Source organism: Methylosinus sp. LW3 (genome assembly GCF_000527115.1).
Lineage (GTDB): Bacteria > Pseudomonadota > Alphaproteobacteria > Rhizobiales > Beijerinckiaceae > Methylosinus.
In genome coordinates this window covers 1,198,884-1,224,050 of record NZ_AZUO01000001.1, presented here as the reverse complement: position 1 = coordinate 1,224,050, position 25,167 = coordinate 1,198,884, and the positions used below count along the sequence as shown (strand labels likewise).

General features: G+C 66.1%; 25 protein-coding genes. 6 read left to right on the top strand and 19 right to left on the bottom strand.

Annotated features, from left to right (window positions below):
- Positions 1 to 2: 2 nt before the first annotated feature.
- The 7 genes from METLW3_RS25190 to METLW3_RS0106000 all read right to left on the bottom strand — a co-directional run bounded on the left by METLW3_RS25190 (position 3) and on the right by METLW3_RS0106000 (position 7,727).
- Entirely contained in the window at positions 3 to 1,424 is a 1,422-nt protein-coding gene (locus METLW3_RS25190; RefSeq protein WP_024879068.1) for a methyl-accepting chemotaxis protein, read from the bottom strand.
- Positions 1,425 to 1,636: 212 nt separating this feature from the next.
- On the bottom strand, positions 1,637 to 2,254 hold the full coding sequence (locus METLW3_RS0106025) for a DsbE family thiol:disulfide interchange protein (RefSeq protein WP_024879067.1): 618 nt from the start codon (positions 2,252 to 2,254) through the stop codon (positions 1,637 to 1,639).
- A complete protein-coding gene (ccmD, locus tag METLW3_RS0106020) occupies positions 2,251 to 2,412 on the bottom strand; it encodes a heme exporter protein CcmD (protein WP_024879066.1) in 162 nt (53 codons plus the stop codon). The genes METLW3_RS0106025 and ccmD overlap by 4 nt, the downstream gene beginning before the upstream one ends.
- On the bottom strand, positions 2,409 to 3,182 hold the full coding sequence (locus tag METLW3_RS0106015; protein ID WP_024879065.1) for a heme ABC transporter permease: 774 nt from the start codon (positions 3,180 to 3,182) through the stop codon (positions 2,409 to 2,411). The genes ccmD and METLW3_RS0106015 overlap by 4 nt, the downstream gene beginning before the upstream one ends.
- A gap of 75 nt (positions 3,183 to 3,257) precedes the next feature.
- A complete protein-coding gene (locus tag METLW3_RS0106010) occupies positions 3,258 to 4,610 on the bottom strand; it encodes a S41 family peptidase (RefSeq protein ID WP_024879064.1) in 1,353 nt (450 codons plus the stop codon).
- Entirely contained in the window at positions 4,607 to 6,034 is a 1,428-nt protein-coding gene (locus METLW3_RS0106005) for a peptidoglycan DD-metalloendopeptidase family protein (RefSeq protein ID WP_245267233.1), read from the bottom strand. The genes METLW3_RS0106010 and METLW3_RS0106005 overlap by 4 nt, the downstream gene beginning before the upstream one ends.
- A 238-nt stretch (positions 6,035 to 6,272) precedes the next feature.
- On the bottom strand, positions 6,273 to 7,727 hold the full coding sequence (locus METLW3_RS0106000) for a hypothetical protein (RefSeq protein ID WP_024879062.1): 1,455 nt from the start codon (positions 7,725 to 7,727) through the stop codon (positions 6,273 to 6,275).
- Between METLW3_RS0106000 and METLW3_RS0105995 the strand changes: the two genes are divergently transcribed.
- Both METLW3_RS0105995 and METLW3_RS0105990 read left to right on the top strand, forming a co-directional pair.
- On the top strand, positions 7,726 to 8,523 hold the full coding sequence (locus tag METLW3_RS0105995; protein WP_024879061.1) for a hypothetical protein: 798 nt from the start codon (positions 7,726 to 7,728) through the stop codon (positions 8,521 to 8,523). The genes METLW3_RS0106000 and METLW3_RS0105995 overlap by 2 nt on opposite strands.
- Positions 8,524 to 8,548: 25 nt before the next feature.
- Positions 8,549 to 8,911, top strand: coding sequence for an MmcQ/YjbR family DNA-binding protein (locus METLW3_RS0105990; RefSeq protein ID WP_024879060.1), 363 nt, complete (start codon positions 8,549 to 8,551; stop codon positions 8,909 to 8,911).
- 46 nt (positions 8,912 to 8,957) lie between these two features.
- Here the strand turns inward: METLW3_RS0105990 and dnaN are convergent, their stop codons facing one another.
- Positions 8,958 to 10,076 (bottom strand): DNA polymerase III subunit beta, encoded by a 1,119-nt coding sequence (dnaN, locus tag METLW3_RS0105985; RefSeq protein WP_024879059.1) that lies wholly within the window; start codon positions 10,074 to 10,076, stop codon positions 8,958 to 8,960.
- Between the two features lie 242 nt (positions 10,077 to 10,318).
- On the opposite strand from dnaN, the gene METLW3_RS0105980 reads away from it, so the two are divergent.
- Both METLW3_RS0105980 and METLW3_RS0105975 read left to right on the top strand, forming a co-directional pair.
- Positions 10,319 to 12,571 (top strand): penicillin-binding protein 1A, encoded by a 2,253-nt coding sequence (locus tag METLW3_RS0105980; protein ID WP_024879058.1) that lies wholly within the window; start codon positions 10,319 to 10,321, stop codon positions 12,569 to 12,571.
- A 126-nt stretch (positions 12,572 to 12,697) separates the two neighbouring features.
- Complete coding sequence (locus METLW3_RS0105975; protein WP_024879057.1) at positions 12,698 to 13,174, top strand: hypothetical protein; 477 nt, start codon at positions 12,698 to 12,700, stop codon at positions 13,172 to 13,174.
- Positions 13,175 to 13,276: 102 nt separating this feature from the next.
- On the opposite strand, the gene METLW3_RS0105970 is transcribed toward METLW3_RS0105975, so the two are convergent.
- The 8 genes from METLW3_RS0105970 to sucD all read right to left on the bottom strand — a co-directional run bounded on the left by METLW3_RS0105970 (position 13,277) and on the right by sucD (position 20,981).
- Entirely contained in the window at positions 13,277 to 13,981 is a 705-nt protein-coding gene (locus tag METLW3_RS0105970) for a glutamine amidotransferase (protein ID WP_024879056.1), read from the bottom strand.
- Between the two features lie 79 nt (positions 13,982 to 14,060).
- Positions 14,061 to 14,501 (bottom strand): Rieske (2Fe-2S) protein, encoded by a 441-nt coding sequence (locus METLW3_RS0105965; protein ID WP_024879055.1) that lies wholly within the window; start codon positions 14,499 to 14,501, stop codon positions 14,061 to 14,063.
- A gap of 58 nt (positions 14,502 to 14,559) precedes the next feature.
- On the bottom strand, positions 14,560 to 14,910 hold the full coding sequence (locus tag METLW3_RS0105960) for a hypothetical protein (RefSeq protein ID WP_024879054.1): 351 nt from the start codon (positions 14,908 to 14,910) through the stop codon (positions 14,560 to 14,562).
- Positions 14,911 to 14,949: 39 nt separating this feature from the next.
- Positions 14,950 to 15,219 carry a hypothetical protein gene (locus METLW3_RS0105955; RefSeq protein ID WP_134188029.1) on the bottom strand — a complete coding sequence of 90 codons (270 nt, stop codon included), beginning with the start codon at positions 15,217 to 15,219 and terminating at the stop codon, positions 14,950 to 14,952.
- A gap of 86 nt (positions 15,220 to 15,305) precedes the next feature.
- Positions 15,306 to 15,575, bottom strand: coding sequence for a DUF1150 domain-containing protein (locus METLW3_RS0105950; RefSeq protein WP_018264521.1), 270 nt, complete (start codon positions 15,573 to 15,575; stop codon positions 15,306 to 15,308).
- Positions 15,576 to 15,698: 123 nt separating this feature from the next.
- Positions 15,699 to 16,922: a 2-oxoglutarate dehydrogenase complex dihydrolipoyllysine-residue succinyltransferase gene (gene odhB / locus METLW3_RS0105945; RefSeq protein ID WP_024879052.1), complete on the bottom strand. Its 1,224-nt coding sequence runs from the start codon at positions 16,920 to 16,922 to the stop codon at positions 15,699 to 15,701.
- 2 nt (positions 16,923 to 16,924) lie between these two features.
- Positions 16,925 to 19,960 carry a 2-oxoglutarate dehydrogenase E1 component gene (locus METLW3_RS0105940; protein WP_024879051.1) on the bottom strand — a complete coding sequence of 1,012 codons (3,036 nt, stop codon included), beginning with the start codon at positions 19,958 to 19,960 and terminating at the stop codon, positions 16,925 to 16,927.
- Between the two features lie 136 nt (positions 19,961 to 20,096).
- Positions 20,097 to 20,981: a succinate--CoA ligase subunit alpha gene (gene sucD / locus METLW3_RS0105935; protein ID WP_024879050.1), complete on the bottom strand. Its 885-nt coding sequence runs from the start codon at positions 20,979 to 20,981 to the stop codon at positions 20,097 to 20,099.
- Positions 20,982 to 21,324: 343 nt separating this feature from the next.
- Here sucD and METLW3_RS0105930 point away from each other — a divergent pair, with 343 nt between their 5' ends.
- The gene (locus METLW3_RS0105930; RefSeq protein WP_024879049.1) at positions 21,325 to 22,203 is read left to right on the top strand and encodes an alpha/beta hydrolase; all 879 of its coding nucleotides are present in this window, start codon (positions 21,325 to 21,327) and stop codon (positions 22,201 to 22,203) included.
- A gap of 71 nt (positions 22,204 to 22,274) precedes the next feature.
- On the opposite strand, the gene METLW3_RS0105925 is transcribed toward METLW3_RS0105930, so the two are convergent.
- From METLW3_RS0105925 to METLW3_RS0105915, 3 genes are all read right to left on the bottom strand, one after another.
- Positions 22,275 to 23,225: a site-specific tyrosine recombinase XerD gene (locus METLW3_RS0105925; RefSeq protein WP_024879048.1), complete on the bottom strand. Its 951-nt coding sequence runs from the start codon at positions 23,223 to 23,225 to the stop codon at positions 22,275 to 22,277.
- A 10-nt stretch (positions 23,226 to 23,235) separates the two neighbouring features.
- On the bottom strand, positions 23,236 to 23,379 hold the full coding sequence (locus METLW3_RS0105920) for a hypothetical protein (RefSeq protein ID WP_024879047.1): 144 nt from the start codon (positions 23,377 to 23,379) through the stop codon (positions 23,236 to 23,238).
- Between the two features lie 127 nt (positions 23,380 to 23,506).
- The gene (locus METLW3_RS0105915) at positions 23,507 to 24,325 is read right to left on the bottom strand and encodes a L,D-transpeptidase (protein WP_036309311.1); all 819 of its coding nucleotides are present in this window, start codon (positions 24,323 to 24,325) and stop codon (positions 23,507 to 23,509) included.
- A gap of 352 nt (positions 24,326 to 24,677) precedes the next feature.
- On the opposite strand from METLW3_RS0105915, the gene METLW3_RS0105910 reads away from it, so the two are divergent.
- Positions 24,678 to 25,139, top strand: a complete 462-nt coding sequence (locus METLW3_RS0105910; RefSeq protein ID WP_024879045.1) for a hypothetical protein — start codon at positions 24,678 to 24,680, stop codon at positions 25,137 to 25,139.
- Positions 25,140 to 25,167 lie beyond the last annotated feature (28 nt).

The following is a 25,167-nucleotide window of genomic DNA, read 5'->3' as shown; positions in this document are numbered from 1 at the left end:
GTTCAAAAATCCGTCCAGGCTCTGCTGCGACGGTCGCTCGCGCCGAGCCGCCGGTCGGGCGCTCCGACACGGCGCGGCTCGTAGAAGCTTTCGCCGCCCGAGGCGACGAGACGCGGCCCGGCCGCGCGCGCGGCGGCGTCGAGATCGCGGGCGATGCGAAAGCGCGAGATCAGCTCGATCAGCCGCCGCGTCTTCTCGCTCAGCCCATGGCTGACGGCGGTGGTCTGCTCCGCCATTGCAGCGTTCTGCTGCGTGATCATATCCATCTGGCGGACGGTGCCATTCACCTCGTTCAGCGCCGCGGCCTGCTGGCGCGCGCGATCGGCGATCTCCGCCACCACGCCATTGACGCGGGCGATCTCCTCGACGATATGCGACAAGGCCTCGCCCGTATCGCCGACGAGCGAGACGCCGCGGCCGATCTGCGCGTTGGAGACCGAGATCAATGTGTCGATCTCCTTGGCGGCCTTGGCGCTGCGGCGCGCGAGATCGCGAATCTCCGCCGCCACCACGGCGAAGCCGCGTCCCGCCTCGCCGGCGCGCGCCGCTTCCACCCCCGCATTCAGCGCAAGAAGATTCGTCTGCGTCGCGATCGAGTCGATGACGCCGATGATCTGCGCGATCTTCTTCGACGATTGCTCGATATCGCCCATGGCGCCGATGGCCTGCCGCACGATGCCGCCGCTCGCCTGCGCCTCCGAGCTCATATTGGAGACGATCTGCCGCGCATTGCCGGCGTCCTCGGCGGTCCGTGTGACCGTCTCGGTGATCTGCGCGAGCGCGGCCGCCGTCTCCTCGAGATTGGAGGCCTGGCTCTCCGTGCGCCGCGACAGATCATCGGCCGCGGCGACGGTCTCCTGCATGCCGGAGCCCAGCAGCCGCGTGCTATCGGCCATCTCGCCGATCGCTTCCGACAATTGGCTGACGGCGGTGTTGAAATCCGTCTGCAGCCGGCGATAGGAGCCGGGAACCTCGTCGGTCAGCCGATAGGTCAAATCCTTCTCGGCGACCTTGGCCAGACCGTCGCCAAGCAGCTGGACGATGCGCGCCTGAGTGGCGTTGGCCTCGGCGATCAGATGCTCATCGGCGCGATGCGCGAGGATGACCTGCCGAAGATTCACAAAAGCGTCGGCGAGGCGCCGCACGCTCTCGGAACAGTCTTCAATCTCGAGCCGATAGGAAGTGTCGCCATCGGCGAGGTGGCGGACCGCCTCGGTCACGGCGACGAGCGGCCGGACGATGCGCGTGCGCACGGCCACGGCGCCGAGAATGCAGAGAAGCGCGATGAGGACCGGCCCGACGAAGAGCGCCGCCAATCTCGGATCGCGCGCCGTGTCCAGGCCGCCGGCGAACAGAAGCCAGCTCACGACGGCCTGCGCGAATGCGATGGCGGCGATGATGGACAGCAGCACGGCCGACCGCATTCGCAACCCCGTCGGAACAATAGCGCGCAAGCCGATCACCCTTTTAATTTGCGCCTATCCGCAAGCAATAATTCGCGACGCGCCGGAAGCGCGCGCAGTCGCGGCCGATCGACCGCCCGCCCCGCGCGACGAGGCCCGGACGACTGAGAATCCTGAACCGCCGCCAGAAGCTAAAATGGCTCAGCCGACGTTAAGTTAAGGTTAATAGAAACCTACTTCTGCGCGTCGGCGAGCGCTGCGGCGCGCGTATTGGCGAGCGCCTTCTCGATCTCGGGAAGCAAGGTCTCTTCCAGAGCCTGCCGGGTCAAAGGCCCGACGAACTTATAGGCGATGGCGCCGTCGCCACGGATGATGAAAGTCTCCGGCACGCCGTAGACGCCGAAGTCGATCGCGACGCGTCCGGGAAGATCGACGCCGACCGCCACGAAGGGATTGCCGACCTCGGCGAGGAAGCGCAGCGAATTGGCCGGCTCGTCCTTATAGGCGAGGCCGACGAGCGCGACGCCCTTTTGCGCGAGCGCTGGATCCTTGGCGAGGGCGAGCAATTGCGCATGCTCCGCCCGGCAGGGCGAGCACCAGGAGGCGAAGACATTGACGACGCTGACGCGGCCCTTGCGCAGATCGTCGCCGGAAAGGCCGCCGACGCCCGCGAGCCCCGGCAAAGCGGGAAGCGTAAATTGCGGCGCCTGCTTGCCGATGAGCGCCGAAGGGAGGCGCGAGGCGTCGCCCGAGAACAGCCGCACGAGAAAGAGACCGGCGAGCGCCGCAAAGACGGCGAGCGGCAGGAATAGCGCCAGACGGCTGCGCGGCGCGGACTCCTCGGCGCTCATAGCGCCTCCCCTCTCTCGTCGGAGCCGTTCTTCTCGAGCCGCGCGAGCTCGGCGGCAAGGCGTCTATGCTCCAGCAGAATGCGAAAGGCCATGATGAGGATGGTGGCGGCGGTCAGGCCATAGGCCAGCAGAATATAGCCCCAATGCTCGTCGGTCATTGCGCCGGCTCCAGCAATTGTCCAGAAGCGCCGCCCTCTTCGCCGGCGGCGGCGACCTGCAGCGCCAGCCGCGCGACGCGGCGGCGCAAAATCTCATTGCGGATCGCCATCAGATGCAGCGCGAGGAACAACGCCGTCGCGCCGAGCGCCATGATCAGCAGCGGCCACAGCATGGAGCCGGCGATGGTCGGCCCGCCGGCGCGGAACACAGAGGCCGGCTGATGCAGCGTGTTCCACCAATCGACCGAGAATTTGATGATCGGAATATCGACGAAGCCGACCAGAGTCATGATCGCCGCTATGCGCGCCCCGCGCGGGGAGTCTTCCATCGTCTGGCGCAGCGCGATGAGGCCGAGATAGAGCAGGAAGAGGATCAGCATGGAGGTGAGACGCGCGTCCCACACCCAATAGGTCCCCCACATGGGCTTGCCCCAGAGCGAGCCGGTCACGAGGCAGATGAAGGTGAAGGCGGCGCCCAGCGTCGCGGCGGTCTTCTGCGCGGCGTCGGCCAGCGGATGGCGCCAGACCAGCACGCCGAGCGAGGCGGAGGTCATGACCATGTAGGCGAACATGGCGAGCCAGGCGGCCGGCACATGAATATACATGATCTTGACCGTCTCGCCCTGCTGATAATCGGCCGGCGAGACGAAGAAGACGAGATAGAGGCCCAGCCCCAGGAGCAGCGCGCTCGCGGCGCCCAGCCAGGGCAGGACGCGCTGCGTCAGCCGCAGGAACACGGCGGGATTGGCTAAGGACGAGAACGCGATCATGACGGCCTGCCGAACGAAACGCGACGGGCGGAGAGGGAAACGCCCTCTCCGCCCAGTCGATCAGTTGGAAGTCGATCAGTTAGAAGCCTTGGGCTTCGACGAATCGGACGGCTTCGACTGCTCGGCGGCGCTCTGCGGCTTGAACTTGCCGTGCAGAATCTCGACCGCCGCGATCAGCTGCTTGTCCTTCTTCGCGTCCGGCGGCACATAGGCCTGCGAGCCGCTCTTCTCGTCCTCGCCATTCTTCAGATGGCCCTTGAGCGAGGCCTCGCCCTTGGTGTCGTCCTTGCCCTTCAGCTCGTCCGGCACGTCCTGCAGCAGCGTGATGTCCGGATCGATGCCCTTGGCCTGGATCGAGCGGCCGGACGGCGTGTAGTAACGCGCCGTGGTCAGGCGCAGCGCGCCATTATTGCCGCCGAGCGGGATGATGGTCTGCACCGAGCCCTTGCCGAAGGAGCGCGTGCCGAGAATGGTCGCGCGCTTATGGTCCTGCAGCGCGCCGGCGACGATCTCCGACGCAGAGGCCGAGCCGCCATTGATGAGCACCACCACCGGCTTGCCACGCGAGATGTCGCCGGCCGCCCGCGCATTGTAGCGCTGCGTCTCATCGGCCGTGCGGCCGCGCGTCGAGACAATCTCGCCATGGTCGATGAAACTGTTGACCACCTGGATCGACTGGTCGAGCAATCCGCCCGGATTATTGCGCAGATCGACGATATAGCCCTTGAGCTTGTCGCCCGGCATGTCCTGCTGGAACTTGTGGATCGCGGTGCGCAGCCCGTCCGAGGTCTCCTCGTTGAACTGGGAGATGCGGATATAGCCGATATCCTCGTCCTCCTTATGCGAGCGCACGGATTTGATATGGATCTCGGCCCGCGTGAGCTTGACCTCGATCTTCTCCTTGTCCTTGCCGCGCAGGATGGTTAGCTTCACCGGCGTGTTGATCTGGCCGCGCATCTTGTCGACGGCCTGATTGAGGGAGAGGCCCTGCACATTGTCGTCGTCGATGGCGAAGATGAGATCGCCGGACATGACGCCCGCCTTGGACGCGGGCGTGTCGTCGATCGGCGTCACGACCTTCACCAGGCCGTCCTCCTGCGTCACCTCTATGCCGAGGCCGCCGAACTTGCCCTCGGTCTGCGTCCGCATGTCCTTGAAGCCCTTGGCGTCGAGGTAGCTCGAATGCGGATCGAGCGAGGTGAGCATGCCGTTGATCGCCGATTCGACGAGCTTCTGCTCGTCGGGCCTCTCGACATAATCGGCGCGCACCTTGTCGAAGACATCGCCGAAGAGGCTCAGATTTTTGTACGTATCGGCGGCGGCGGCGAAGGCCGGGGAGCCGATCAACACGCGCGCATTCTGTCCGAGCGTGGCGCATCCCGCCCCGATGACGATTCCCGTTATGATCAATGAGGCCTTGCGCATCATCCGCCAACCTTCTGAAGTTCCGGCTTCGCCCACCATGGGCCCGGATCGATGGACGTTCCGTCCTTGCGAAACTCTACATAGAGAATGGGCTGTTTCGCGCCGATAGCAATGGCCGCCGCAGTCCTGACGGCGCCGCCGCCCATGTTCGCCACCGGCTCGCCGGCGAGGACGAATTGCCCGACGGCGACGGAGATCTGGTCCATTCCAGCCAAGGTGACATAATAGCCGCCGCCGGCGTTGATGATCAAGAGTTGACCATAGGATCGGTAGCGCCCCGCGAAAACCACCCAGCCGTCGCAGGGCGCGGCCACGATCGCGTTTTCACGCGCCGCTATGGACACGCCCTTCTCGGTCGCGCCCTGGCCGTCCGAGGCGCCGAAGCGCTTGACGATGCTCCCCGCCGAAGGCAGCGCCAATCGACCTTTCAGATCGGCGAAGGCGACGGCTGGAGCGAGACGGGCGGGGTCCTTGAACGGCGCCGCCAGCGCCTTGGCGCGACTGTCCAGCGACATTGCGGCGTCGGCCGCGGCGCGCTCGGCGTCGGCCCGCCGCGCCGCTTCCGCCGCGCGCTTGGCCGCCTCCACCTCGCTCTCCATGCGGGCGACCAGCTCTTTCAGACTCGTCGCCTTGGAGGCCAGATTACGCGCCCGCTCGGCCTCGAAATCCAGCGCGCTCTGCGCCAGCATCAGCGCCTTCTGCCGCGTCTCCACCAGAGCGGAGAGACGGACGCGCTCCTCCTTCAAATGCTCGAGCTCGGCGATGAGGCTCGTCCTCTCCGCCTCTATGCGCCCGCGTAGCGCGATGAGATCGGAGAGATCGGTCTTGAGCGTCTCCACCTCGGCGCGCATCTGCGGCAGCACGGAGCCGAGCAGCATGGCGGCGCGAATGCTCTCCAGAATATCCTCGGGCTTGGCCAGCAGCGCCGGCGGCGGCTTGCGCCCCATGCGCTGCAGCACGAGCAGCACCTCGCCGATCAGCGCGCGGCGACTGGCGAGCGATTTGACCAGCGCCTGCTCGCTCCGCACCGAGGCCTCGAGCTTGGCGCTCACATCCTCGACGCGCTTCTCCAGCACGCCGACCCGCTGAACCGCATCGACCAGCGCGGCGTTGAATTTGGCGCGGTCGGCGCGCAGCGTCTCGATTTCCGTCTCGATCTTGCGGCGGCTCTCGGCGGAGACGGTGATCGTCTCCTCGAGGCTGCGCAGCTCCGAGCGTTTTCCCGAAATATCGGGGGAGTCCGGATTATCGGCGGCGTCTCGCGTCTCGACGACCGGAGTCGGCTTCAACGTCGTCGTCGCTATGGCGCCGCGAAGATGCTCCGCCCGCGCGGGATTTGCGACGGCCGTCAGCGCGAGACAAAGGGCGGGAAGATAGACGGCGGGAAAGCAGGCGCCCGACTCCCAACGCTCCGCTCTCCGTCGCATAATCCCGCCGCTCGCCTCATGCCTCATGAACGGCGTCCGCTCCGCCCGCAACTCTTTGCGCCCGCCGGAAGCCGGCGTGCGAATCTCGCTGCAGTTTGGCTATTCAATAGCGTCCACATTGCGGCGAAGGCGGCGCCTAGAGCGCTATCCGATCCCCAATTGGATCGGATAGCGCTCTATATTCTTTCGTTGGAAGCGAATTCTGATCGATCGAACGATTCCGTTCGATCGGAAAGCGCTATCGGCGCGGCGACAGCAGGAAATCGACGCCGCTCCCGCTTTCGCCCTCCGGCGCGCCCTTGGCGACCGGCTTGCCGCTCTCGCCGGCGACGGAGAGACGCCCGCGCTCGACGCCCATGCGGCTGAGATAATCGACGACGCGAGCGGCGCGGTCGCGCGCCTTCTCCCGCGCGGCGCGATCGCCGCCCTCGGCCCGCACGCGCACATCGACCTCGGTCTGCGGGCAGCGCTGCAGCAGGCCGACCGCCTTGTCCAGCGCCCCGGTCGCGCCGCGCCGCACGCCAGCGCCATGCTTGGCGAAGCGCACCGGCTCGCTGGCGAGAGCGGCGCTCAGCGCCTTCTGGCAAGTGGGAAGGTCCAGCTCGCCGCTGGCCGGAACCGCGGCGCTCGGCTCCTCCCCTGCCGCCGGCTTCGGCAAATTGGGCGCCTTGGCAAGGTCTGAAGGCTTGGCGCCATCCGAAGGCTTGGCGGCCTCCGAAGGCTTGGCGGCCTCCGAAGGCTTGGCGGCCTCCGAAGGGTTGGCGACCTCCGATGGCTTGGCGAATTCGGACGGCTCGACCGGCGCCGAAGGCTTGCCCGTCTCCGCCTTTCTGCCGGCTTCATATTTCTTGCCGGCTTCCACCGCGCCGGCAGGCTCGGAGGGCTGCGCGGATATGGAGGGCCGCGCCAGCTCCGGCGCGGCGGCGGATGGCGTCGAAGGCGCGGGCTTCACCCCTCCCCGCCCCTGCTCCTTCGGCTCGAGCGTTGGCTTAGGCGCCACGGCGGAGCCGCCATTGGACGATCGCGGCTGGCCATTCTGCGCCGGTCCGGCGACGCCATTGGGCGCGGGCGCGGGCCCGAGCGGCGACGGCTCGCCCTCTCGGGCCGCGCGCCGCGCAATGGCGGCGTTCTCGTAATTCTTGGCGGCCGCGCCGGTGAGCGCGTCCACATCGGCGATTCCCCGCACGCCGGGGATATGCGCGATCTCTTCCGCCGCCACGGCGCGATTTGGCGCATTGCGCGGCAGCAGAACATCGCGGCCGGCGACGTCGAGATAGGCGGGATCGCCGCCGATCTTCTCGATCGCGCTCGCCGCCTTGCGCCGCAAATCCTGCTCCATCGAGCGGCCGGCCAGAAAGCCGGCGGCGATCCAGATCAGCGCCAAAGGAATGAGACCGAGCGCCCAGCCCTCATTATCCCGAAGCGAATGCCTCCCGATCAGCGCGCCGACCACCGCGCCGAGGAGAAAAGCGGGAAACAGCAGCAGCGCCGTCTCCAGCCAGAAGCCGGAGCGTCCCGGCAGCAGCCCGAGCATCGCCACCGGCGCGCCCGCGGCGAAAGCGAGGGCGAACCACACCAGCCAGCCGGCGACCGGTCCACGCTCGGAGCGCCGGGCTATAGAGAGCGCCGTCGCAACGCCGACCGCGAAGGCCGAGACGCCCCAGGCCCAGAAATGCGTGAGGAGATATGTCATGGCGCTCGCATGGTCCGGCCTGCGCGGCGAGATTGCGTCACGGCCCTATCTTTGGCAAGGCTCGGGCTTTCATCAGGAGACGCGCGTGACGCGGACATTTTCTTTTTCCCTTCTGCTCGTCGCGGCGCTCGCCGCCGCGCCGGCCGCGGCGCTCGATGCGGGCGGCGCGGCGCAGGGGCAAATCCTTCCCGTGGAGCGGACGCCCTTTCATGTGCCGGCCTTCCGCAATGAGACGGTCGCCATGCTGAATGTGCTGCTGCCGCCGCATCGCGTCGCGCCCTATCACGAGCATTCGCGCGATTTCGCCTATGTGGTGGTGCGCGAGAGCCCGACCCTCGTCCAGAATTGGGGCGACCCCGCGCCCACGTCGATCCGTTGGCCCCGCGGCGCGGTGGGCTTCGGGGCTTTTTCCAAACAGAGCCTCACTCACAGAGCGGAAAATGTCGGGGATGCGCCGCTGAGCATCGTCGGCTTCGAACTTTTGCAAAAGACGCCGCTCGGCCGTGCGCCCTCGGAGCGTCCCGCCGGCTTTATGCAGATCATCGACAATGAGCGCCTACGCGGCTGGCGCCTCTCGCTGAAGCCGGGAGAGACCACACCCGCCTTCACGCAGAGCGCGGCCGGCGTGCGGATCGTGGTGGAAGGCGGCGAGCTGATCGAGATGGACGCCGCCGGCGCCGGGCAGAACATGGCCTTGCAGCCGGGCGATTTCCAATGGCGCGACGCCGGCCCCGCCCGCGCGCTGCGCAACGCCGGCGCGACGACGATAGAGATGGTGGAATTCGAGGTGAAGTGACGAGGCCCCCAGAAAGTCGGCGCACATGACATATGACGATTACAACGCGTTCTGCGGCGCATTGCCGGCGGCCAGCCATGTGGTGCAATGGGGCGGCTCGCATGTCTGGAAGGTCGGCGGGAAGGTTTTCGCGATCGGCGGCTGGGACGAAGGCCAGCCGCGCTTCACCTTCAAGGTCGGCGACGTCGCCTATGAGATGCTCAAGGAGCAACCCGGCCTGCGTCCCGCGCCCTATCTCGCCTCCCGCGGCTTGAAATGGATACAGCATTTCGCGGAGCCGGGCCTCTCGGACGCCGAGCTGCGCGTCTACATCCGCGAATCGTATTCGATCGTCTCGCGAGGGCTCCCACGGAAGAAGCGCGTCGAGCTCGGCCTGGACAACGCCTGAAATCTCGCAACCGTCGAGAGCCGCTTCCCCTCCGCCCGCGCGGACCTCACACCCGCATCGGCATCAGCACATAGAGCGCGCTCGCGCCGTCGCGGTCCTGGATCAGCGTCGGCGAGCCGGGATCGGCGAGGCGGAACAGCGCCGTGTCGCTGTCGAGCTGATCGGCGATATCGAGCAGATAGCGGGAGTTGAAGCCGATATCGATCGGCGGGCCGTCGTAATCGGCCTCGATCTCCTCCACCGCCGAGCCCTGGTCGGGATTGGTGACAGAAAGCACCAGCTTTCCTTCCGAGAGCGCCAGCTTCACCGCGCGGCCGCGCTCCGATGAAATGGTGGAGACGCGATCCACCGCCTCGCGGAACACGCCGCGCTCGACGGTGAGGCGCTTGTCGTTATTGGCCGGAATGACACGGCCATAGTCCGGGAAAGTGCCGTCGATGAGCTTGGTCGTCAGCACGGTCTCGCCGAAGGAGAAGCGCATCTTATTGGCGGAGAGCTCGATCGCCACCGCGCCCTCGGCGTCCTCGACGAGGCGCAGCACCTCGGCGACCGCCTTGCGCGGCAGGATCACGCCCGGCATTCCCGCCGAGCCGGCCGGCGCCGGCAGCTCGACCCGCGCCAGACGATGCCCATCCGTCGCCACGGCGCGCAGCAGCTGATGGCCTTCCACCTCGGTCGAATGCAGGAAGATGCCGTTCAGATAATAGCGCGTCTCCTCGCTGGAGATGGCGAATTGCGTCTTTAAAATCAGCTTCTTGAGGTCAGCCGGCGCAAGCGAGAAGCTGTGCGAGAACTCGCCCGAGGTGACATCGGGAAAATCGCTCTCCGGCAGGCTCTGCAGATTGAAGCGCGAGCGGCCCGAGCGCAGCGTGAGCTGGCCCTGCTCGCCGGTTCCCTCGATCGAGACCTGCGCGCCCTCCGGCAGCTTGCGGACAATATCATAAAGAGTATGGGCCGGCAGAGTGGTGGCGCTCGGCTGGCCGACGTCGGCGGGGACCTTCTCGGTGATCTCGAGATCGAGATCGGTCGCCTTGAGCATCAGCGTGCCCGCCGTGGCGTCGATGAGCACATTGGCGAGGATCGGAATTGTCGTGCGCCGCTCCACCACACGGTGAACATGGCCGAGGGCGCGCAGCAGCGCCGCTCTCTCGATGGTGACTTTCATTGCGCTCGATCCGTGCCGCGTTTTTCATACCAAGGGCGGGATTTTCGCAAGCCGCGACGGATAGCGCAAGACCTGCAGGAGGATCGACGGCGCTCTGTGCATAAGTTCCTATTGCGGCGAAGCGTGGCGCCCCCGCCTTCTTTGCTTAACCGGCCCTTAAATCGACAGCATTACAGCTAGTGTCGGCGTCGACCGCGCGCATGGCGCCGCGGCGCAGAGGAAACCCGAGGCGGCGGACCCCTATGGCGCGCGAGAAACAACGCCGCGAACCGCGTTTCGACGGCGACGGGAACGGCGAGCTTCGCGCCGACCCGCGAGAGGATCGCATGGCGAAACCCAAACGCAAAGGCACGAGCGCATCGGGCAAAAGCGCGCAGCCGCCGGAGGACGATCCGGGCGACGCTCCGCCGCCGCGCGCCGCCAAGCCGAAAAAGTCCAAGCGGGGCGGTGGCTTCGGCCTCGGCGGGCTGGTCTATTGGGGCGCCGTGCTCTCCATCTGGGGCGCGATCGGCGTCGGCGGCGTCTTTGTCTATCATGCGGCGCAGCTGCCGCCGATCGACACTCTGGCGGTGCCCAAGCGCCCGCCCAATATCGCCATTCTGGCGGCGAACGGCGAATTGCTGGCCAATCGCGGCGACACCGGCGGGGCGGCGGTGCGGCTCGGCGATCTGCCGCCCTATCTGCCCAAGGCCTTCGTCGCCATAGAGGATCGGCGCTTCTACTCGCATTGGGGCGTCGATCCGATCGGCATCGCCCGCGCTCTGACGCGCAATGTCACCGGCCGCGGCGGCATGCAGGGCGGCTCGACGCTCACCCAGCAGCTCGCCAAGAATTTGTTCCTCACCCAGGAGCGCACCATCACGCGCAAGATCCAGGAGGCGATCCTCGCCCTCTGGCTCGAGCATAAATATTCCAAGGACCAGATTCTCGAGCTCTACCTCAACCGCGTCTATTTCGGCTCCGGCGCCTATGGCGTGGAGGCGGCGGCGCAGCGCTATTTCGGCCATGGCGCGAACCAGGTGACGCTGGCCGAGGCGGCCGTTCTCGCCGGCCTGATGAAGGCGCCGAGCAAGCTGGCGCCGGACCGCAATCCGGAAGGGGCGACCGAGCGCGCGGCGCAGGTGGTGACTGCGATGGCGCAGGAAGGCCATATCACCGAGGCGATGGCCAAGCTCGCCCTCGGCCGCCCGGCCGTCGCGCATCGGGAGCGCGGCGCGGGCTCCATAAATTACGCGGCCGATTATGTGATGGACATGCTCGACGACACGATCGGCGCCATCGACCAGGACATTGTCGTGACGACGACGCTGGATCGTAAGCTCCAGGATGTCGGCGAGAAGTCGATCGCCGAAGAGCTGGACAAGAAGGGCGACAAATTCGGCGTCAGCCAGGGCGCGCTGGTGGCGCTCGATCCCAATGGCGCCATTCGCGCGCTGGTCGGCGGCCGCAATTACGCCGAGAGCCAGTTCGACCGCGCTGTTTCCGCCAAGCGGCAGCCGGGCTCGGCCTTCAAGCCTTTCGTCTATCTCGCCGGGCTCGAGCACGGCCTCACGCCGGACACGGTGCGCGAGGACGGGCCGATCAATGTGAAAGGCTGGCAGCCGGAGAATTACAGCCACGAATATTTCGGCCCAGTCACGCTCACCAAGGCGCTGGCGCTGTCGCTCAACACGGTGGCGGTGCGCGTCGGCCTCGAGGTAGGGCCGAAAACGGTGGTGAAGACCGCGCATCGGCTCGGCGTCGCCTCCGAGCTGCAGCCCAACGCCTCCATATCGCTCGGCACGTCGGAGGTGACGCCGCTCGAGCTGGTCACGGCCTATGCGCCCTTCGCCAATGGCGGCGTCGGGGTGCAGCCGCACATCATCGTCAAGGTGCGCACAGCCGGCGGCAAGCAGCTCTACTTCCGCAAGGGCTCCAGCAATGGCCGCGTGATCGAGCCCCAATATGTGGCGATGATGAACACGATGATGGAAGAGACGCTCTCCACCGGCACGGCGCGCAAGGCGGAGCTGCCGGGCTGGCGCGCCGCCGGCAAGACCGGCACCAGCCAGGATTTCCGCGACGCCTGGTTTGTCGGTTACACGCCACATCTGGTCGCCGGCGTCTGGCTCGGCAATGACGACAATTCGCCGACGAAGAAGGTCTCGGGCGGCAATCTGCCGGTCGAGGTCTGGAGCCGCTTCATGAAGGCCGCGCATCAGGGCGTGCCGGTCGCGGCGCTGCCCTCCGGCTCATGGCGCTCGCCCGCCACGGCGGAGAGCGCCTCGCCGATCGCGCCCTTGCTCGATTTCTTCTCCTCCGATCCCGAGCCCGAGCCGCCAAAGCCCTCGCGTCGCCGCCAGGCCCGCGACGAGGAGGACGACAGCGCCACCGGCTCGGTCCATGGGGTCGAGGCGCTGCTGCCGCCGGCCGACATTCCGAACCAGACCCCGGCGCGCCGGCGCGGCCCTTCACGGGAGGAGAAGAACATTTTCGAGAAATTATTCGGCGGCTGAGACTTATGATCTCCTGAAATTGTGAGACGCGCGGCACGACAATTGCGACGCTCGGGATGAGAACCTGTCCCGCATGTCGCTTTTGTCGCAAAAGCGGCGTGCATTTCGCAAAGTGGAGAAAGCGATATGAGACTGGCGGAGGCTTTCGCTTCGGCGACGCTCGACGATATCAAGGCGGCGCTCGATGGCGGTAAATTGGTTCTGTATTCGACGGGACGTCCGATCGGACCGGACCATAAGATCACCCGCAGCGAGGTGATGGCGACCTTCACGTTCCAGTCTCCCGCTTTCGGCCCGGACGCCGCCGATGGCGCCGCCGCGCCGCTGTTCGCCGAAGCCACGGTCGTCGCCTCTGGCATCGGCACGCCCGGCTGGGCGCGCCTTTCCAAGGCCGATGGCGCGGCCGTCGTCGATCTCTCGGTCGGCCCCGGCAATACGGAGATCAAGCTGGCGAGCGTTTCCGCCACCAAGGATTTCCCCATCACCATCACCGCGCTGAAATTCCTGCCGGCCGAGTCCGTCGAGTGGAACAAGACCGAGTTCGGTCACGCCTTCTTGACGAACCACGAGAATCCGTTCCGCAAGGTCTCGGTTCGCGGCTGATTTCTGCTTGAAAGGCAGCGACGTCGTCTCGGCCCGACGGCGTCGCTCTCGCGCGGTCCACCGACGCATTCCCGGCGTCCGCGGACCGCGCCTTTTTGTCGGCTATTCGACGATATCGGCGAGCCAATGCGCGATGAAGCGCCGGCTGCGCTCGGAAAGGCCCAGCGCTTTGGCCGCCGCAGCGGCGCGCAGGCCGGCGATGGAGACGCCGGCGGCGGAAAGCTCGGCCGTATGGCCGATGAACCAGCGCTCGAGGCTGTCCCTCTCCGCCTCTGGATGAAACTGCAAAGCGAGGCCGCGTCGCCCCACGGCGAAGGCCTGATGCGCATAGAGCGCCGAAGAGGCCAGAAGAACCGCGCCGTCCGGCAGGTCGAAAGTGTCGCCGTGCCAATGCAGCACTTCGGCCTCGGGCTCGACCAGAGCGGCGAGCGCGCTGTCGCGCCCGGCCTGCGTCAGGCTTATCGACGCGAAGCCGATCTCCTTGCCGGCGCCGCCCGGATAAACGCGGGCGCCGAGCGCCGCCGCCATCAGCTGGCTGCCGAGACAAATGCCGAGCGTCGGCGCGTCACGCCCGAGCCGGGCGCGCAGCAGCGCGGCCTCATCCGACAGAAACGGATATTCCTCGGTCTGATAGACGCCGATCGGCCCGCCGAGCACAATGACGAGATCGGCGTCGGCCGCCTCGGCGGGGATCGGCTGCATCCCCGCCTCGACATAGCGGATCGAATAGCCCGCCGCGGCGATCGGCTCGGCGAAGCTGCCGAGATCCTCGAATGCGACATGGCGTATGGCGAGCGCGGTCTTCATCGTTTCCTCGCTGGACGATTCCGGATCGGCGCAGTCTATGCCGCCGCCGACCGGGCAGAAAGGTCCAGAACGAGACGACTCAGTCCGCGGTGATGACGACCTCCGGATAGACGTCGTTCTCCTCGCGATCGAGCCCGTCCTCCTCGGCGATGGTGACGCCGGCGAGGCAGACCTCGCTATCGTCTATGACCACCTCGACCTTCTCGAGCTGCGCGCCGACGCAGGGACCGTCGTTGCAGACGCCGGTCGGAATGTCGAATTGCGCGCCATGCTTGCCGCAGAGCAGGAAGCGCTGCGTCGGGTCCAGGAAGGATTTCGGCTCGAAATCCAGCCGGCTGCCCTGGTGCGGGCAGCGGTTGACATAGCCATAATATTTGCCGACGTGCCGCACGATGACGACCGGGAAAGGCACAGTCTTGCCCTCGTCATTGACACGGGCCAGCACATAGCCGACGGCCCGGCGTTTTGCGACATCATTCACATGGCAAACGGCGAAGATTTCGCGTGTCGGCTCTTCCATACCGTTCCCTCCTCGGAATCGCTACAAAGTCCGGAAGAGCGAAGCAATCTCGGCGCCGTCAGCTCCCGTCGGTGAGCCGCTTGACGGCTTCTCCGTCGCCTCCGCGCTTCACATAGCCCGCGGCTATGTCCGCCACGGCGATATGGAGCGCTTTTTCGCTCAACACATCCAACCGCCCCTCCAGAAATCTGATTCTCGCCGTCAGCTCGGCCTCGGCCGTGATCCGCTCACGTTCTATGCGGTCGATCTTGTCGCTCTGCCGCTCGAGCAGGCGCTTGAATTCGTCGAGCGATTCCTTGGTGTATCGACGCAACTCGTCGAACTGCACCGTCGTCGTCACGATTTCCTTATAGAGTTCCGCCAGCCGCGCCGCGAGCTGCGCCAGAGTATCCTTCGTGCCTCCGAACAAAGCGGCCCGCTCCGTAAAATAAACCGACTGAAAAAAACGTTAGAACTTTTTCGCCCAGGCTCCGTAACCGCGCAGCTCCGAGCCATAATCCTGCATCGATTTCGACAGTCTTTGCGCCTGGGCCGACATCGTCCGAATATCGTCCTCGAGCGGTCTTATCGACTCGACTCCATCGGCCATCGAGCGGATGAAATCGACGATCGGCCGAAAAAGCCGCTCCAGCCCGTCGCCGGCCGCGCCCGCTTTCGCGCTTTCGTCTGTCTGTGGCTCGATCATGATCTTGTTTCGATCCAACAGCGAATCGCTCATGAAAACCTCCATTGGCCTCGACCATAGGAGCCGCGCCGCAGCGCGTCACGAGCAGAGCTTAGCGGATTTTCGTCCACCCGTCAGCCTCAATGGAGGCTGACGGTCTGCAGCTGCTGCTGCCAGGCGTTGGCGAGGGCGCCCTCTTCCGTGTCGGCGAGGACGATCGGCGTGCCGTCCGCGCCGAGCAGCGCGAAAAGCGTCAGGCCGGGCTCTATGGCCGGGGCCTGAGGATAGAGCCGCTTGACATCCTCCGAGCTCATCGTCCGCACATAGGCGATCGCTCCATCGCCCAGATGCGCGAATTGCTCGGGGGTCAGCAGGGGAATTCTTCTCTCGGTCGCGGTCTTGACTTCCATCTCACACTCCTCGGCGGTCGTATCGACCCGCCCGGCGGACGCCTACAATCGTAGCACGGGAGATATCTGTGCATCAGGACGGCGGATTTTGAGGGCGCCGTCCCAGATTTTTTCGCGAAACCGTCACAAATCAAGGACGAGGCGCGCGGGGTCCTCGAGCTGCTCCTTGACCCTCACCAGGAAGGTGACGGCCTCTTTGCCATCGACGATGCGGTGGTCATAGGAGAGAGCGAGATACATCATCGGGCGAATCTCGATCTTGCCGGCGATGACGACCGGCCGCTCCTCGATCTTATGCATGCCCAAAATGCCGGATTGCGGCGCGTTGAGAATGGGCGTCGACATCAGCGAGCCATAGACACCGCCATTGGAGATGGTGAAAGTGCCGCCGGTCAGATCATCGAGATCGAGCCGGCCGTCGCGCGCCTTCTTGCCGAAATCTCCGATCGCCTTCTCGATCTCGGCGACGCTCATGCGGTCGGCGTCGCGCACCACCGGCACGACGAGGCCTTTGTCCGTGCCGACGGCGACGCCGATGTGGCAATAATGCTTGTAGATGACGTCGGCGCCGTCGATCTCGGCGTTGACGGCCGGCACTTCCTCCAGCGCCTTGCAGCAGGCCTTCACGAAGAAGCCCATGAAGCCGAGCTTCACCTGATGCTTCTTCTCGAACAAATCCTTGTAGCGATTGCGCAGCGCCATCACCGCGGACATGTCGACCTCGTTGAAGGTGGTCAGCATGGCGGCGTTGGATTGCGCTTCCTTCAGGCGCTTGGCGATGGTCTGGCGCAGGCGCGACATGCGCACCCGCTCCTCGCGCTCGGCGTCGGCCGGCGGGGCGGCCGGGCGCGGCGCCGGCGGGGCGCTCACCGGCTCTGGCGCGGCGGGCGCGGGGCGCGCCGCGAGGGCGAGAACATCGCCCTTCAGCAGCTGACCCTGCTTGCCGGAGCCGACGATTCCGGAGAGATCGACGCCCTGCTCTTTCGCGATCTTGGCGGCGGACGGCGCCGGCGGACGGGCCGGCGCGGCGGCGACAGGCGCGGGCGCCGGAGCGGCCGGCGGCGGCGCGACGATGGGCGCGGCGGGAGCCGGACGCGGCGCGGCGGCCGTGGCGCCTTCGGCGATCTGCCCCAGCAGCGCGCCGGGCGTGACCGTCTCGCCATCCTTGGCGACGACATCGGTCAGCACGCCAGCAGCGGGGGCGTTCACCTCTAGCGTCACCTTGTCGGTCTCGAGCTCGACCAGCGCCTCATCCGCCGCGACGGCGTCGCCGGGCTTTTTGAACCAGCGGCCGATCGTCGCCTCGCTCACCGACTCGCCCAGGGTCGGAACGCGAATTTCCGTCATGATCACTCCGCCGCGAGAGAAATGCGCGTCGCAAAAGCCTCGTCGAGGAAGGCCCGCAGCTGCGCCTGATGCTTGGACATAGTGCCCGCCGCCGTCGAGGCCGAAGCCGGCCGGCCGATGTAGCGAGCGCGTTTGGACTTGCCGCCGACTTGCGTCAGCACCCATTCCAGATAGGGCTCGACGAAGGACCAGGCGCCCATATTCTTGGGCTCCTCCTGGCACCAGAAGATATCGGCCTGCTTGAAGCGCGACATCATCGTCACCAGCCCCTTCAGCGGGAAGGGATAGAGCTGCTCGACGCGCAGGAGATAGACGTCGTTGACGCCGCGCGACTCGCGCTCCTCCAACAGATCGTAATAGACCTTGCCGGAGCACAGGATCACGCGCGCGATCTTGTCGTCGGGCGCGAGCCGGAACTTGTCCGACGGCTGCAGCTCGGCGTCGTCCGAGATGAAGCGATGGAACATTGTCCCCTCGCCCATCTCATCGAGACGCGAGACGCAGCGCTTGTGGCGCAGCAGCGATTTCGGCGTCATCAGCACCAGCGGCTTGCGAATGTCGCGATGTAGCTGCCGACGCAGAATGTGGAAGTAATTGGCCGGCGTCGAGCAATTGGCGACTTGCAGATTATCCTCCGCGCAGAGCTGCAGATAGCGCTCGAGCCGCGCGGAAGAATGCTCCGGCCCCTGCCCCTCATAGCCATGCGGCAGCAGGCAGACGAGGCCGGACATGCGCAGCCATTTGCGCTCGCCCGCGGAGAGGAACTGATCGAAGACCACCTGCGCGCCATTGGCGAAATCGCCGAATTGCGCCTCCCACAGAACCAGCGAGCGCGGCTCGGCGAGCGAATAGCCATATTCGAAGCCGAGCACCGCCTCTTCCGAGAGCATCGAATTGATGACCTCGTAACGGCCCTGCCCCACGCCGACATGGTCGAGCGGCAGATAGCGGGATTCGTCCTCCTGATCGATCAGCACGGAATGGCGCTGCGAGAAGGTGCCGCGCTCGCTGTCCTGGCCGGAGAGGCGGACATTATAGCCTTCCGCCAGCAGCGAGCCGAAGGCCAGCGCCTCGGCCGTCGCCCAATCTATGCCGGCGCCGCTCGAGATCGCCGTGCGGCGCGCGTCGAGGAAGCGCTGGATGGTGCGGTGAATGTGGAAACTCTGCGGAACCTTGGTCAGCTCCATGCCGATGCGGCGCAGGCTCTCCACCGGCACGCCGGTCTTGCCGCGCCGCTCGTCCTCGGAGGATTGATAGCCGGGCTTCACGCCCGCCCAACGCCCGTCGAGCCAATCGGCCTTATTGGGCTTGTAGGATTGCGACGCCTCCATCTCCTGCTCGAGGCGCTGGCGCCATTCGTTCTTGACCGCGTCGACCTCCTCGCGCGTCATCACCCCTTCGGCGATCAGCTTCTCGCTATAGAGCTCGAGCGTCGTCTTATGCGCGCGGATTTTCTTGTACATCAGCGGCTGGGTGAAGGCCGGCTCGTCGCCCTCATTGTGGCCGAAGCGGCGATAGCACCACATGTCGATGACGACGGGCTTGTGGAACTGCTGCCGAAACTCCGTCGCTATGCGCGCAGCATAGACGACCGCCTCCGGATCGTCGCCATTCACATGGAAGATCGGCGCCTCGACCATTTTGGCGAGATCGGACGGATAGGGCGAGGAGCGCGAGTAGCGCGGATAGGTGGTGAAGCCGATCTGATTATTGATGATGAAATGCACCGAGCCGCCGGTGCGATGGCCCTTGAGCCCGGAGAGGCCGAAGCATTCCGCGACGACGCCCTGGCCGGCGAAGGCCGCGTCGCCGTGAATGAGCAGCGGCATCACCTCGCGCCGATCCGTCTCCGTGCAGCGATATTGATCCTGCTTGGCGCGCGCCTTGCCCAGCACCACGGGATCGACGATCTCGAGATGCGACGGATTGGCCGTCAGCGAGAGATGCACCTTGTTATTGTCGAACTCGCGATCGGACGATGCGCCGAGATGATATTTGACGTCGCCCGAGCCCTCGACCTCATCCGGCAGGAAGGAGCCGCCCTTGAACTCGTGGAACAGAGCGCGATGCGGCTTGGCCATCACCTGGCAGAGAATGTTCAGCCGGCCGCGATGCGCCATGCCGAGCACGATTTCCTTGGCGCCGAGCGCGCCGCCGCGCTTGATGATCTGCTCCAGCGCCGGGATGATGGCTTCCGAGCCGTCGAGGCCGAAACGCTTCGTGCCCGTATATTTGACGTCCAGAAACTTCTCGAAGCCTTCCGCCTCGACCAGCTTGCGTAGAATCGCCTTCTTGCCCTCCTCGGTGAAGACGATCTCCTTCTTGGGACCCTCGATGCGCGCTTGAATCCAGGCCTTCTCCTCCGGATTGGAGATATGCATGAACTCATAGCCGATGGGGCCGCAATAGGTGCGGCGCAGAATCGCCACCATCTCGAAGACGCTGGCGTATTTCATGCCCATCACGCCATCGATGAAGATCTTGCGATCATAGTCCTCATCGGTGAAGCCATAGGTCTCGGGATGCAGCTCGCCATGGTCGTGGCGCTGCTCGAGACCGAGCGGATCGAGATTGGCGTGCAAATGGCCGCGCATGCGATAGGCGCGTATCATCATCAGCGCGCGCACGCTGTCGCGCGCGGCGCGTTGAATCTCTTCCGCCGAAGGGGCATGATCGCCTGCCGCCCCCTTGCCGGCCGCGGGCTTGCCATCCATGGACTTGGCCGTCTCACGCGGCGCCTCGCCGCCCAGAGCCGCGACCAGATCGTCCGCGGGCGTCGCCGGCCAGCCCGGCCGCGCCCAAGACGGACCTGCCGCCGCGCCCGCCTCCGCGAGCGCGGCGTCGGCGCCGAGGCTCGCGAAATAGTCGCGCCACGCCGGGCCGACCGAGGACGGATCGGCCTCATAGGCCGCGAGCAGATGCTCGAGGTATCTCGGGTCGACGCTCTGCAGCAGCCTGTTCTGGGCAGAAGCGTTCCCGCGCGGCGAGGGCTGCTGTTCGCCGCCCGCCGGTCCGCCATTCGTCTCGAGACGCGCCATTCTGTTCAGTCTCCCGAGCGCCGAAACTTCTCGAAGTTGAGCGAAATCATTTTAACAATTCTTTAAAGATTTCGCCCCGCGCTCTTTTTTCGGGGGAACGCGCCGGCGATTCGCCGACGCGCATGGTCGCCGAACCTCAGCGGTTCAGCGTTTCGACCAATGTCTTGCCGAGCCGCGCCGGCGACGGCGAGACCACGATCCCGGCAGATTCCATCGCCGCGATCTTGCTCTCGGCGTCGCCTTTGCCGCCAGAGACGATCGCGCCGGCGTGGCCCATGCGCCGCCCGGGAGGGGCGGTGCGGCCCGCGATGAAGCCGACCATCGGCTTCTTGCGGCCCCGCTTGGCCTCGTCGATCAAGAATTGGGCCGCGTCCTCTTCCGCGGAGCCGCCGATCTCGCCGATCATGATGATGGATTTGGTGGCCTCGTCGGCCAGAAACAACTCCAAGACCTCGATGAAGTCGGTTCCCTTGACCGGATCGCCGCCGATGCCCACGGCGCTGGTCTGGCCGAGACCCTCGCGCGTCGTCTGGAACACGGCCTCATAGGTCAGCGTGCCGGAGCGCGAGACGACGCCGACGGAGCCGCGGCTGAAAATATTGCCGGGCATGATGCCGATCTTGCTCTCGCCCGCGGTGACGACGCCCGGGCAATTGGGGCCGATGAGGCGGGATTTGGAGCCCGACAGCGCGCGCTTGACGCGAATCATGTCATGGACAGGAACGCCCTCGGTGATGGCGACGATGAGCGGAATCTCGGCGTCGATCGCCTCGCAAATGGCGTCGGCCGCGCCCGGCGGCGGCACATAGATGACCGAAGCGTCGGCGCCGGTCTTTTCCCGCGCTTGCGCCACAGTGTCGAAGACGGGAAGGTCGAGATGCGTCGAGCCGCCCTTGCCGGGCGAGACGCCGCCGACCATGAGCGTGCCGTAACGCACCGCCTGCTCCGAGTGGAAAGTGCCGGTCTTGCCGGTAAAGCCTTGACAGATGACCTTGGTGTTCTTGTCGATGAGGACGGACATTCGAGCCCCTGGGGCGTCGGGGCGCAATAGCGCCGCCAGTCTTATTCGGGAAGCGCGCCCGCTCGAAACACGGGCGGCGCGACGATCTGCTCACTCGAAACCCGCTATTTGCCGTTTCGAAGAGCGGTAATCGCAAATTATTGAGAAACGACGCGCGCATCAAGGCTGACTGGCGCGGAAGCGGGCTCGGCTCCTGCGCGAAATAGCGGCAGAATGCGCAGCCGCCGCCAAGGCCGGAGAATTTCTAGGCGCCGCCCAGGCGGGGGAAGACATTCCGGCGCCGCAGCGCCTATATCCGCGAAAGGCCCGCCGCACAGGCGAGAGGCCAAAACCGAGGGCGTGGATGGCGGAGCAGAGCGTGCGGCGCGAAAGCCGATTTCTCACTGCGGGGGATGGGCTGCGGCTCCACTATGTCGATTACGCTCCGGCGGGCGACGGCGCGGCCATTCCGGTCGTCTGCCTGGCCGGGCTCACGCGCACGGCGTTGGATTTCGACGCTCTCGCTCGAGCGCTGGCCGAGCGCGGACGCCGCGTGCTGGCGCTCGACTATCGCGGCCGCGGCCTCTCAGACTGGGACGAGGACTGGACGCATTACAGCCTGGATGTCGAGGAGGCCGACATTCTGGCCACGCTCGCGGCGGCGGGCGTCGAAAAAGCGGTTTTCGTCGGCACCTCGCGCGGCGGCATTCATGTGATGCGCTTTTCTGCGCGAAGGCCCGAGATTTTAAAGGCCGCGGTCGTCAACGACATCGGCCCGGTGGTGGACGCCGGCGGGCTGCGACGCATAAAGGGCTATGTCGGCCGCGAGCCGGGCTCCGCCACAATGGCGGTCGCGCTCGCCGCGCTGAAGCTCATCGCCGGGCCGCAATTCACCAGCCTCAGCCAAGCGGAGTGGGAGGAATGGGCGCGCAGCACCTTCGTCGAGACCGACGGACGTCTGCAGCTGCGCTATGATCCCGCGCTCTCGCATACGCTAGACGAGGTCGGCCCCGACAGCGGGCCGATCCTCTTCCACGACGAATGGAATGCCGTGGCCGCCATTCCGACGCTGGTGCTCCGCGGCGGCAATTCCGATCTTCTCTCGGTGGAGACCTTTGCGGCGATGGGCGAAGGCCATCCGCTGCTCGAGCGCCTCACCGTGCCGGGCCAAGGCCATGCGCCGCTGCTGCTGGATGAGGGGACGATCCGGGCGATAGGGGATTTTGTGGAGAGAGTCGGGTGAGCGAGTAGCGAATAGCGAATAGTCACCCACAGGCGACCGCCCCCTACTCTCCACTCGCTATTCGCTATTCGCTATTCGCTATTCGCCGCATTCAACGGATGCAGATCGCGCACCATGGCGCGGATGCGCTCGTCCAGCACATGCGTGTAGATTTGCGTCGTCGAGATATCGGCGTGGCCGAGCAATTCCTGCACGACGCGCAAATCCGCGCCATTTTGCAGAAGGTGGCTGGCGAAGGCGTGGCGCAGCCCATGCGGGCTGATGTCGCGCGAGGGAAGCCCCGCGGCTGCGGCGGCGCTTTTGAGATCGCGCGCGAAGGCTTGGCGCGTGAGATGCCCTTCCGCCGCATCGGACGGAAACAGAAAGGGCGAGGCTGCGAGGCCCGGCGAATGTTTGGCGAGCAGCGCGCGATAGACGTTCAGCGCCGCGCGCGCCTGCTCGGAGAGCGGGACGAGACGCTCTTTCGCGCCCTTGCCGCGCACGGTGACGAAGGGCTCGCGCGCGCGCGCCGCGCTCGCCGGCAAAGAGACGAGTTCTGACACGCGCAAGCCGCTGGCGTAGAGAGTCTCCAATGCGGCGTAGAGACGCGCGGCGCGCATGCGCTCGCCCATGGGGCGGGCGTCATCGTCTATCCCCTCCCGCGCGGTGTCGAGAAGGCGCGTTACCTCGTCGACCGAGAGAATATCCGGCGCGCTGCGATGGCGACGCGGACCCTCGAGCGGCGCCGCCGGATCATCGGCGCGATAGCGGTCGACATAGAGGAATTTGTGAAACTGCTTCAGCGCCGAGAGCCGCCGCGCGGCGGTCGCGCCGGTCATGCCGCGCGCCTCCAGCGCCGCGAGATAGGCGCGCAGGCCGTCCGTGTCGGCGCGAAGCGGATCGACGCCGGACTTGCCGAGAAATGCGAAATAATCTTCGAGGTCGCGGCGATAGGCGTCGAGCGTGTTGCGCGCGGCGCCGCGCTCGGCGGCCAGCATGTCGAGAAAGGCGGCGATCAGCGGATGGCGCTTGCCGTCGCCCATTCAGAAGGTCTCACTTGTTGAGGCGCTGTGGCGAGATCGTCTGCGTCATCTCGCGCGGCTGCGGCGAGACATAGGCCACGATCGCCAGCATCCCCGCATAGGCGAGGGCGACGAGCACGCCGACAATGACCAAAAAGCGGATGAGGCTGGGCAAGAATCGGCCCCTTTCGAAGAAAACGAATGGCAGCTATCGCCCGAAGCCGGTTGTTTTGCAACCGTCCGCGCGTCTCGTGAGATAGGCGCGCGGCGGCTGTTTCGCCACCGGCGATCGCTCGCCAGAGTCAACGAACCACAACCTTGGTTCCGACATGGACGCGATCATAGAGGTCGGCCACATCGTCGTTCATCATGCGAATGCAGCCGGAGGAGACATTCTGGCCGATCGTGTAAGGCTCATTGGTGCCGTGGATGCGGTAGAGCGAGGAGCCGAGATACATGGCGCGCGCGCCGAGCGGATTGGCCGGACCGCCGTCCATATGGCGCGGCAGATCGGGCCGACGGGCGAGCATCTCGCCGGGCGGCGTCCAATCCGGCCATTCGGCCTTGCGTGAGATGGACTTGACGCCGGCCCAGGTGAAGCCCGGTCGGCCGACGCCTATGCCATAGCGCAGCGCGCGCCCGCCTCCCTGCACGAGATAGAGGAATTTATTCTCTGAATCGATGACGATCGTGCCGGGACGCTCGGCGCCGGCATAATCGACCTCGGTGCGGAAGAAGGCCGGATCGATCTGGCGCTGAACATTGGCCTCGCCCGCGCCGAGGGCCGCGACGCGCCGCCGCGCTTGCGGCTGCGGCTCCGGCGTCTGGCCGGTGACGAGCAATTCGATAAAGCCGCCGCCATAGGCCCCGGGGGCCACGGGCGGCTCGGCGCGCGCCGTGACGACGCGCGGCTGCGGCGCTGGTCGCGGCGCGACATAGGCGAGGACCGGCGGCGGAGCGACATAGGCCGGCTCGGGCGCCGGCTCCTCGGCCGGGGCGGCCGGAAAGAGCCGACCGGCCTCGCGCTCGCCGATCCCGGTGATGACGCGCGGAGCCGCGGCGGCTGCGCCGACCGAAGACGAAAGAAGGATGGCGAGGAGACAGGAAACTCTTCTGGACATGAAACGCACCGCCCGCCGCGCCGCCCGAGGGCCGACGCGATCATCTTGCTCTAGACTGTTTCGACGCGTTTCCCACGCCGAACCGGCGTCCACTTCGGCTGGAAACGCTCTAGCTGGACCGGGCGAAGAATAAACCCTGAATTTTAATCGTAAATCTGAAGCAATTTTTATGGTTGACGAATAGAAAACACCCGCGCTCACGCCGGCCGGCGGAACGCGCCCGCCCTATCTGCCCTCGCCGGCTGGCGCAGCTTTTGCCGGGGACTTGCCGGACGACCTTCGACGCGACATTCTGTAGCAAACTCGAGACAGCGCTCACGACGCTGAATAAGAAGAAGAGAGAGCCCCGCCTATGCCGCAAGCGATGGCGCAGCGCGCCTATTCCCTCCCCGCCCATTCCCTGCCCGCCGATCCCCTGTCTCTCGTCGAAGCGCTCTCCCGCCTGCGCGAGCAGGGCTGGAGCCAGGAGCTCCAGCTCGCCGTCCTCGCGGCCGGCGATCCCGAATTCGCCTATCGGCTCGCCCATGAGGCGCCCGAGGCGGAGCTGGAAAGCCTCGAGGCGATCATATTGCTGTCCGACGATTTGCGGATTGTCTTCGATTTCGCCGTGGTCAAAGGGGAGCGCGGCGGCGATGTCTCGCGGCTCGAGGATGCGATCGTCGAAAGCCGCGACGGCGGCCTGATGGTGCTGTTTGCGGCCGATGTCGACGGCGCCGACGTCGATCGCATCGAAGACGCGCTGCGTGCGCTGCCGGATACGAAATTCCTGCGCCATCTCGAATTGGAGCTGCATCAGCGCGAGTGGAGCCGGTAACTCCGGCTCGGGAGCTTTCCATGTTCGG

What these genes read in the sequence shown, in the direction of transcription:
- METLW3_RS0105975 (WP_024879057.1), top strand. Translation starts at nt 12,698, where the DNA reads ATGAGACTGGCGGAGGCTTTCGCTTCGGCGACGCTCGACGATATCAAG.
- METLW3_RS0105950 (WP_018264521.1), bottom strand. Translation starts at nt 15,575, where the DNA reads ATGGAAGTCAAGACCGCGACCGAGAGAAGAATTCCCCTGCTGACCCCC.
- METLW3_RS0106005 (WP_245267233.1), bottom strand. Translation starts at nt 6,034, where the DNA reads ATGCGACGGAGAGCGGAGCGTTGGGAGTCGGGCGCCTGCTTTCCCGCC.
- METLW3_RS0106000 (WP_024879062.1), bottom strand. Translation starts at nt 7,727, where the DNA reads ATGACATATCTCCTCACGCATTTCTGGGCCTGGGGCGTCTCGGCCTTC.
- METLW3_RS0105910 (WP_024879045.1), top strand. Translation starts at nt 24,678, where the DNA reads ATGCCGCAAGCGATGGCGCAGCGCGCCTATTCCCTCCCCGCCCATTCC.
- odhB (WP_024879052.1), bottom strand. Translation starts at nt 16,922, where the DNA reads ATGACGGAAATTCGCGTTCCGACCCTGGGCGAGTCGGTGAGCGAGGCG.
- METLW3_RS25190 (WP_024879068.1), bottom strand. Translation starts at nt 1,424, where the DNA reads ATGCGGTCGGCCGTGCTGCTGTCCATCATCGCCGCCATCGCATTCGCG.
- METLW3_RS0106015 (WP_024879065.1), bottom strand. Translation starts at nt 3,182, where the DNA reads ATGATCGCGTTCTCGTCCTTAGCCAATCCCGCCGTGTTCCTGCGGCTG.
- sucD (WP_024879050.1), bottom strand. Translation starts at nt 20,981, where the DNA reads ATGTCCGTCCTCATCGACAAGAACACCAAGGTCATCTGTCAAGGCTTT.
- METLW3_RS0105995 (WP_024879061.1), top strand. Translation starts at nt 7,726, where the DNA reads ATGGCGCTCGCATGGTCCGGCCTGCGCGGCGAGATTGCGTCACGGCCC.
- METLW3_RS0105965 (WP_024879055.1), bottom strand. Translation starts at nt 14,501, where the DNA reads ATGGAAGAGCCGACACGCGAAATCTTCGCCGTTTGCCATGTGAATGAT.
- METLW3_RS0105930 (WP_024879049.1), top strand. Translation starts at nt 21,325, where the DNA reads ATGGCGGAGCAGAGCGTGCGGCGCGAAAGCCGATTTCTCACTGCGGGG.
- METLW3_RS0105940 (WP_024879051.1), bottom strand. Translation starts at nt 19,960, where the DNA reads ATGGCGCGTCTCGAGACGAATGGCGGACCGGCGGGCGGCGAACAGCAG.
- ccmD (WP_024879066.1), bottom strand. Translation starts at nt 2,412, where the DNA reads ATGACCGACGAGCATTGGGGCTATATTCTGCTGGCCTATGGCCTGACC.
- METLW3_RS0105955 (WP_134188029.1), bottom strand. Translation starts at nt 15,219, where the DNA reads ATGAGCGATTCGCTGTTGGATCGAAACAAGATCATGATCGAGCCACAG.
- METLW3_RS0105925 (WP_024879048.1), bottom strand. Translation starts at nt 23,225, where the DNA reads ATGGGCGACGGCAAGCGCCATCCGCTGATCGCCGCCTTTCTCGACATG.
- METLW3_RS0105990 (WP_024879060.1), top strand. Translation starts at nt 8,549, where the DNA reads ATGACATATGACGATTACAACGCGTTCTGCGGCGCATTGCCGGCGGCC.
- METLW3_RS0106025 (WP_024879067.1), bottom strand. Translation starts at nt 2,254, where the DNA reads ATGAGCGCCGAGGAGTCCGCGCCGCGCAGCCGTCTGGCGCTATTCCTG.
- dnaN (WP_024879059.1), bottom strand. Translation starts at nt 10,076, where the DNA reads ATGAAAGTCACCATCGAGAGAGCGGCGCTGCTGCGCGCCCTCGGCCAT.
- METLW3_RS0105915 (WP_036309311.1), bottom strand. Translation starts at nt 24,325, where the DNA reads ATGTCCAGAAGAGTTTCCTGTCTCCTCGCCATCCTTCTTTCGTCTTCG.
- METLW3_RS0105970 (WP_024879056.1), bottom strand. Translation starts at nt 13,981, where the DNA reads ATGAAGACCGCGCTCGCCATACGCCATGTCGCATTCGAGGATCTCGGC.
- METLW3_RS0105980 (WP_024879058.1), top strand. Translation starts at nt 10,319, where the DNA reads ATGGCGCGCGAGAAACAACGCCGCGAACCGCGTTTCGACGGCGACGGG.
- METLW3_RS0106010 (WP_024879064.1), bottom strand. Translation starts at nt 4,610, where the DNA reads ATGATGCGCAAGGCCTCATTGATCATAACGGGAATCGTCATCGGGGCG.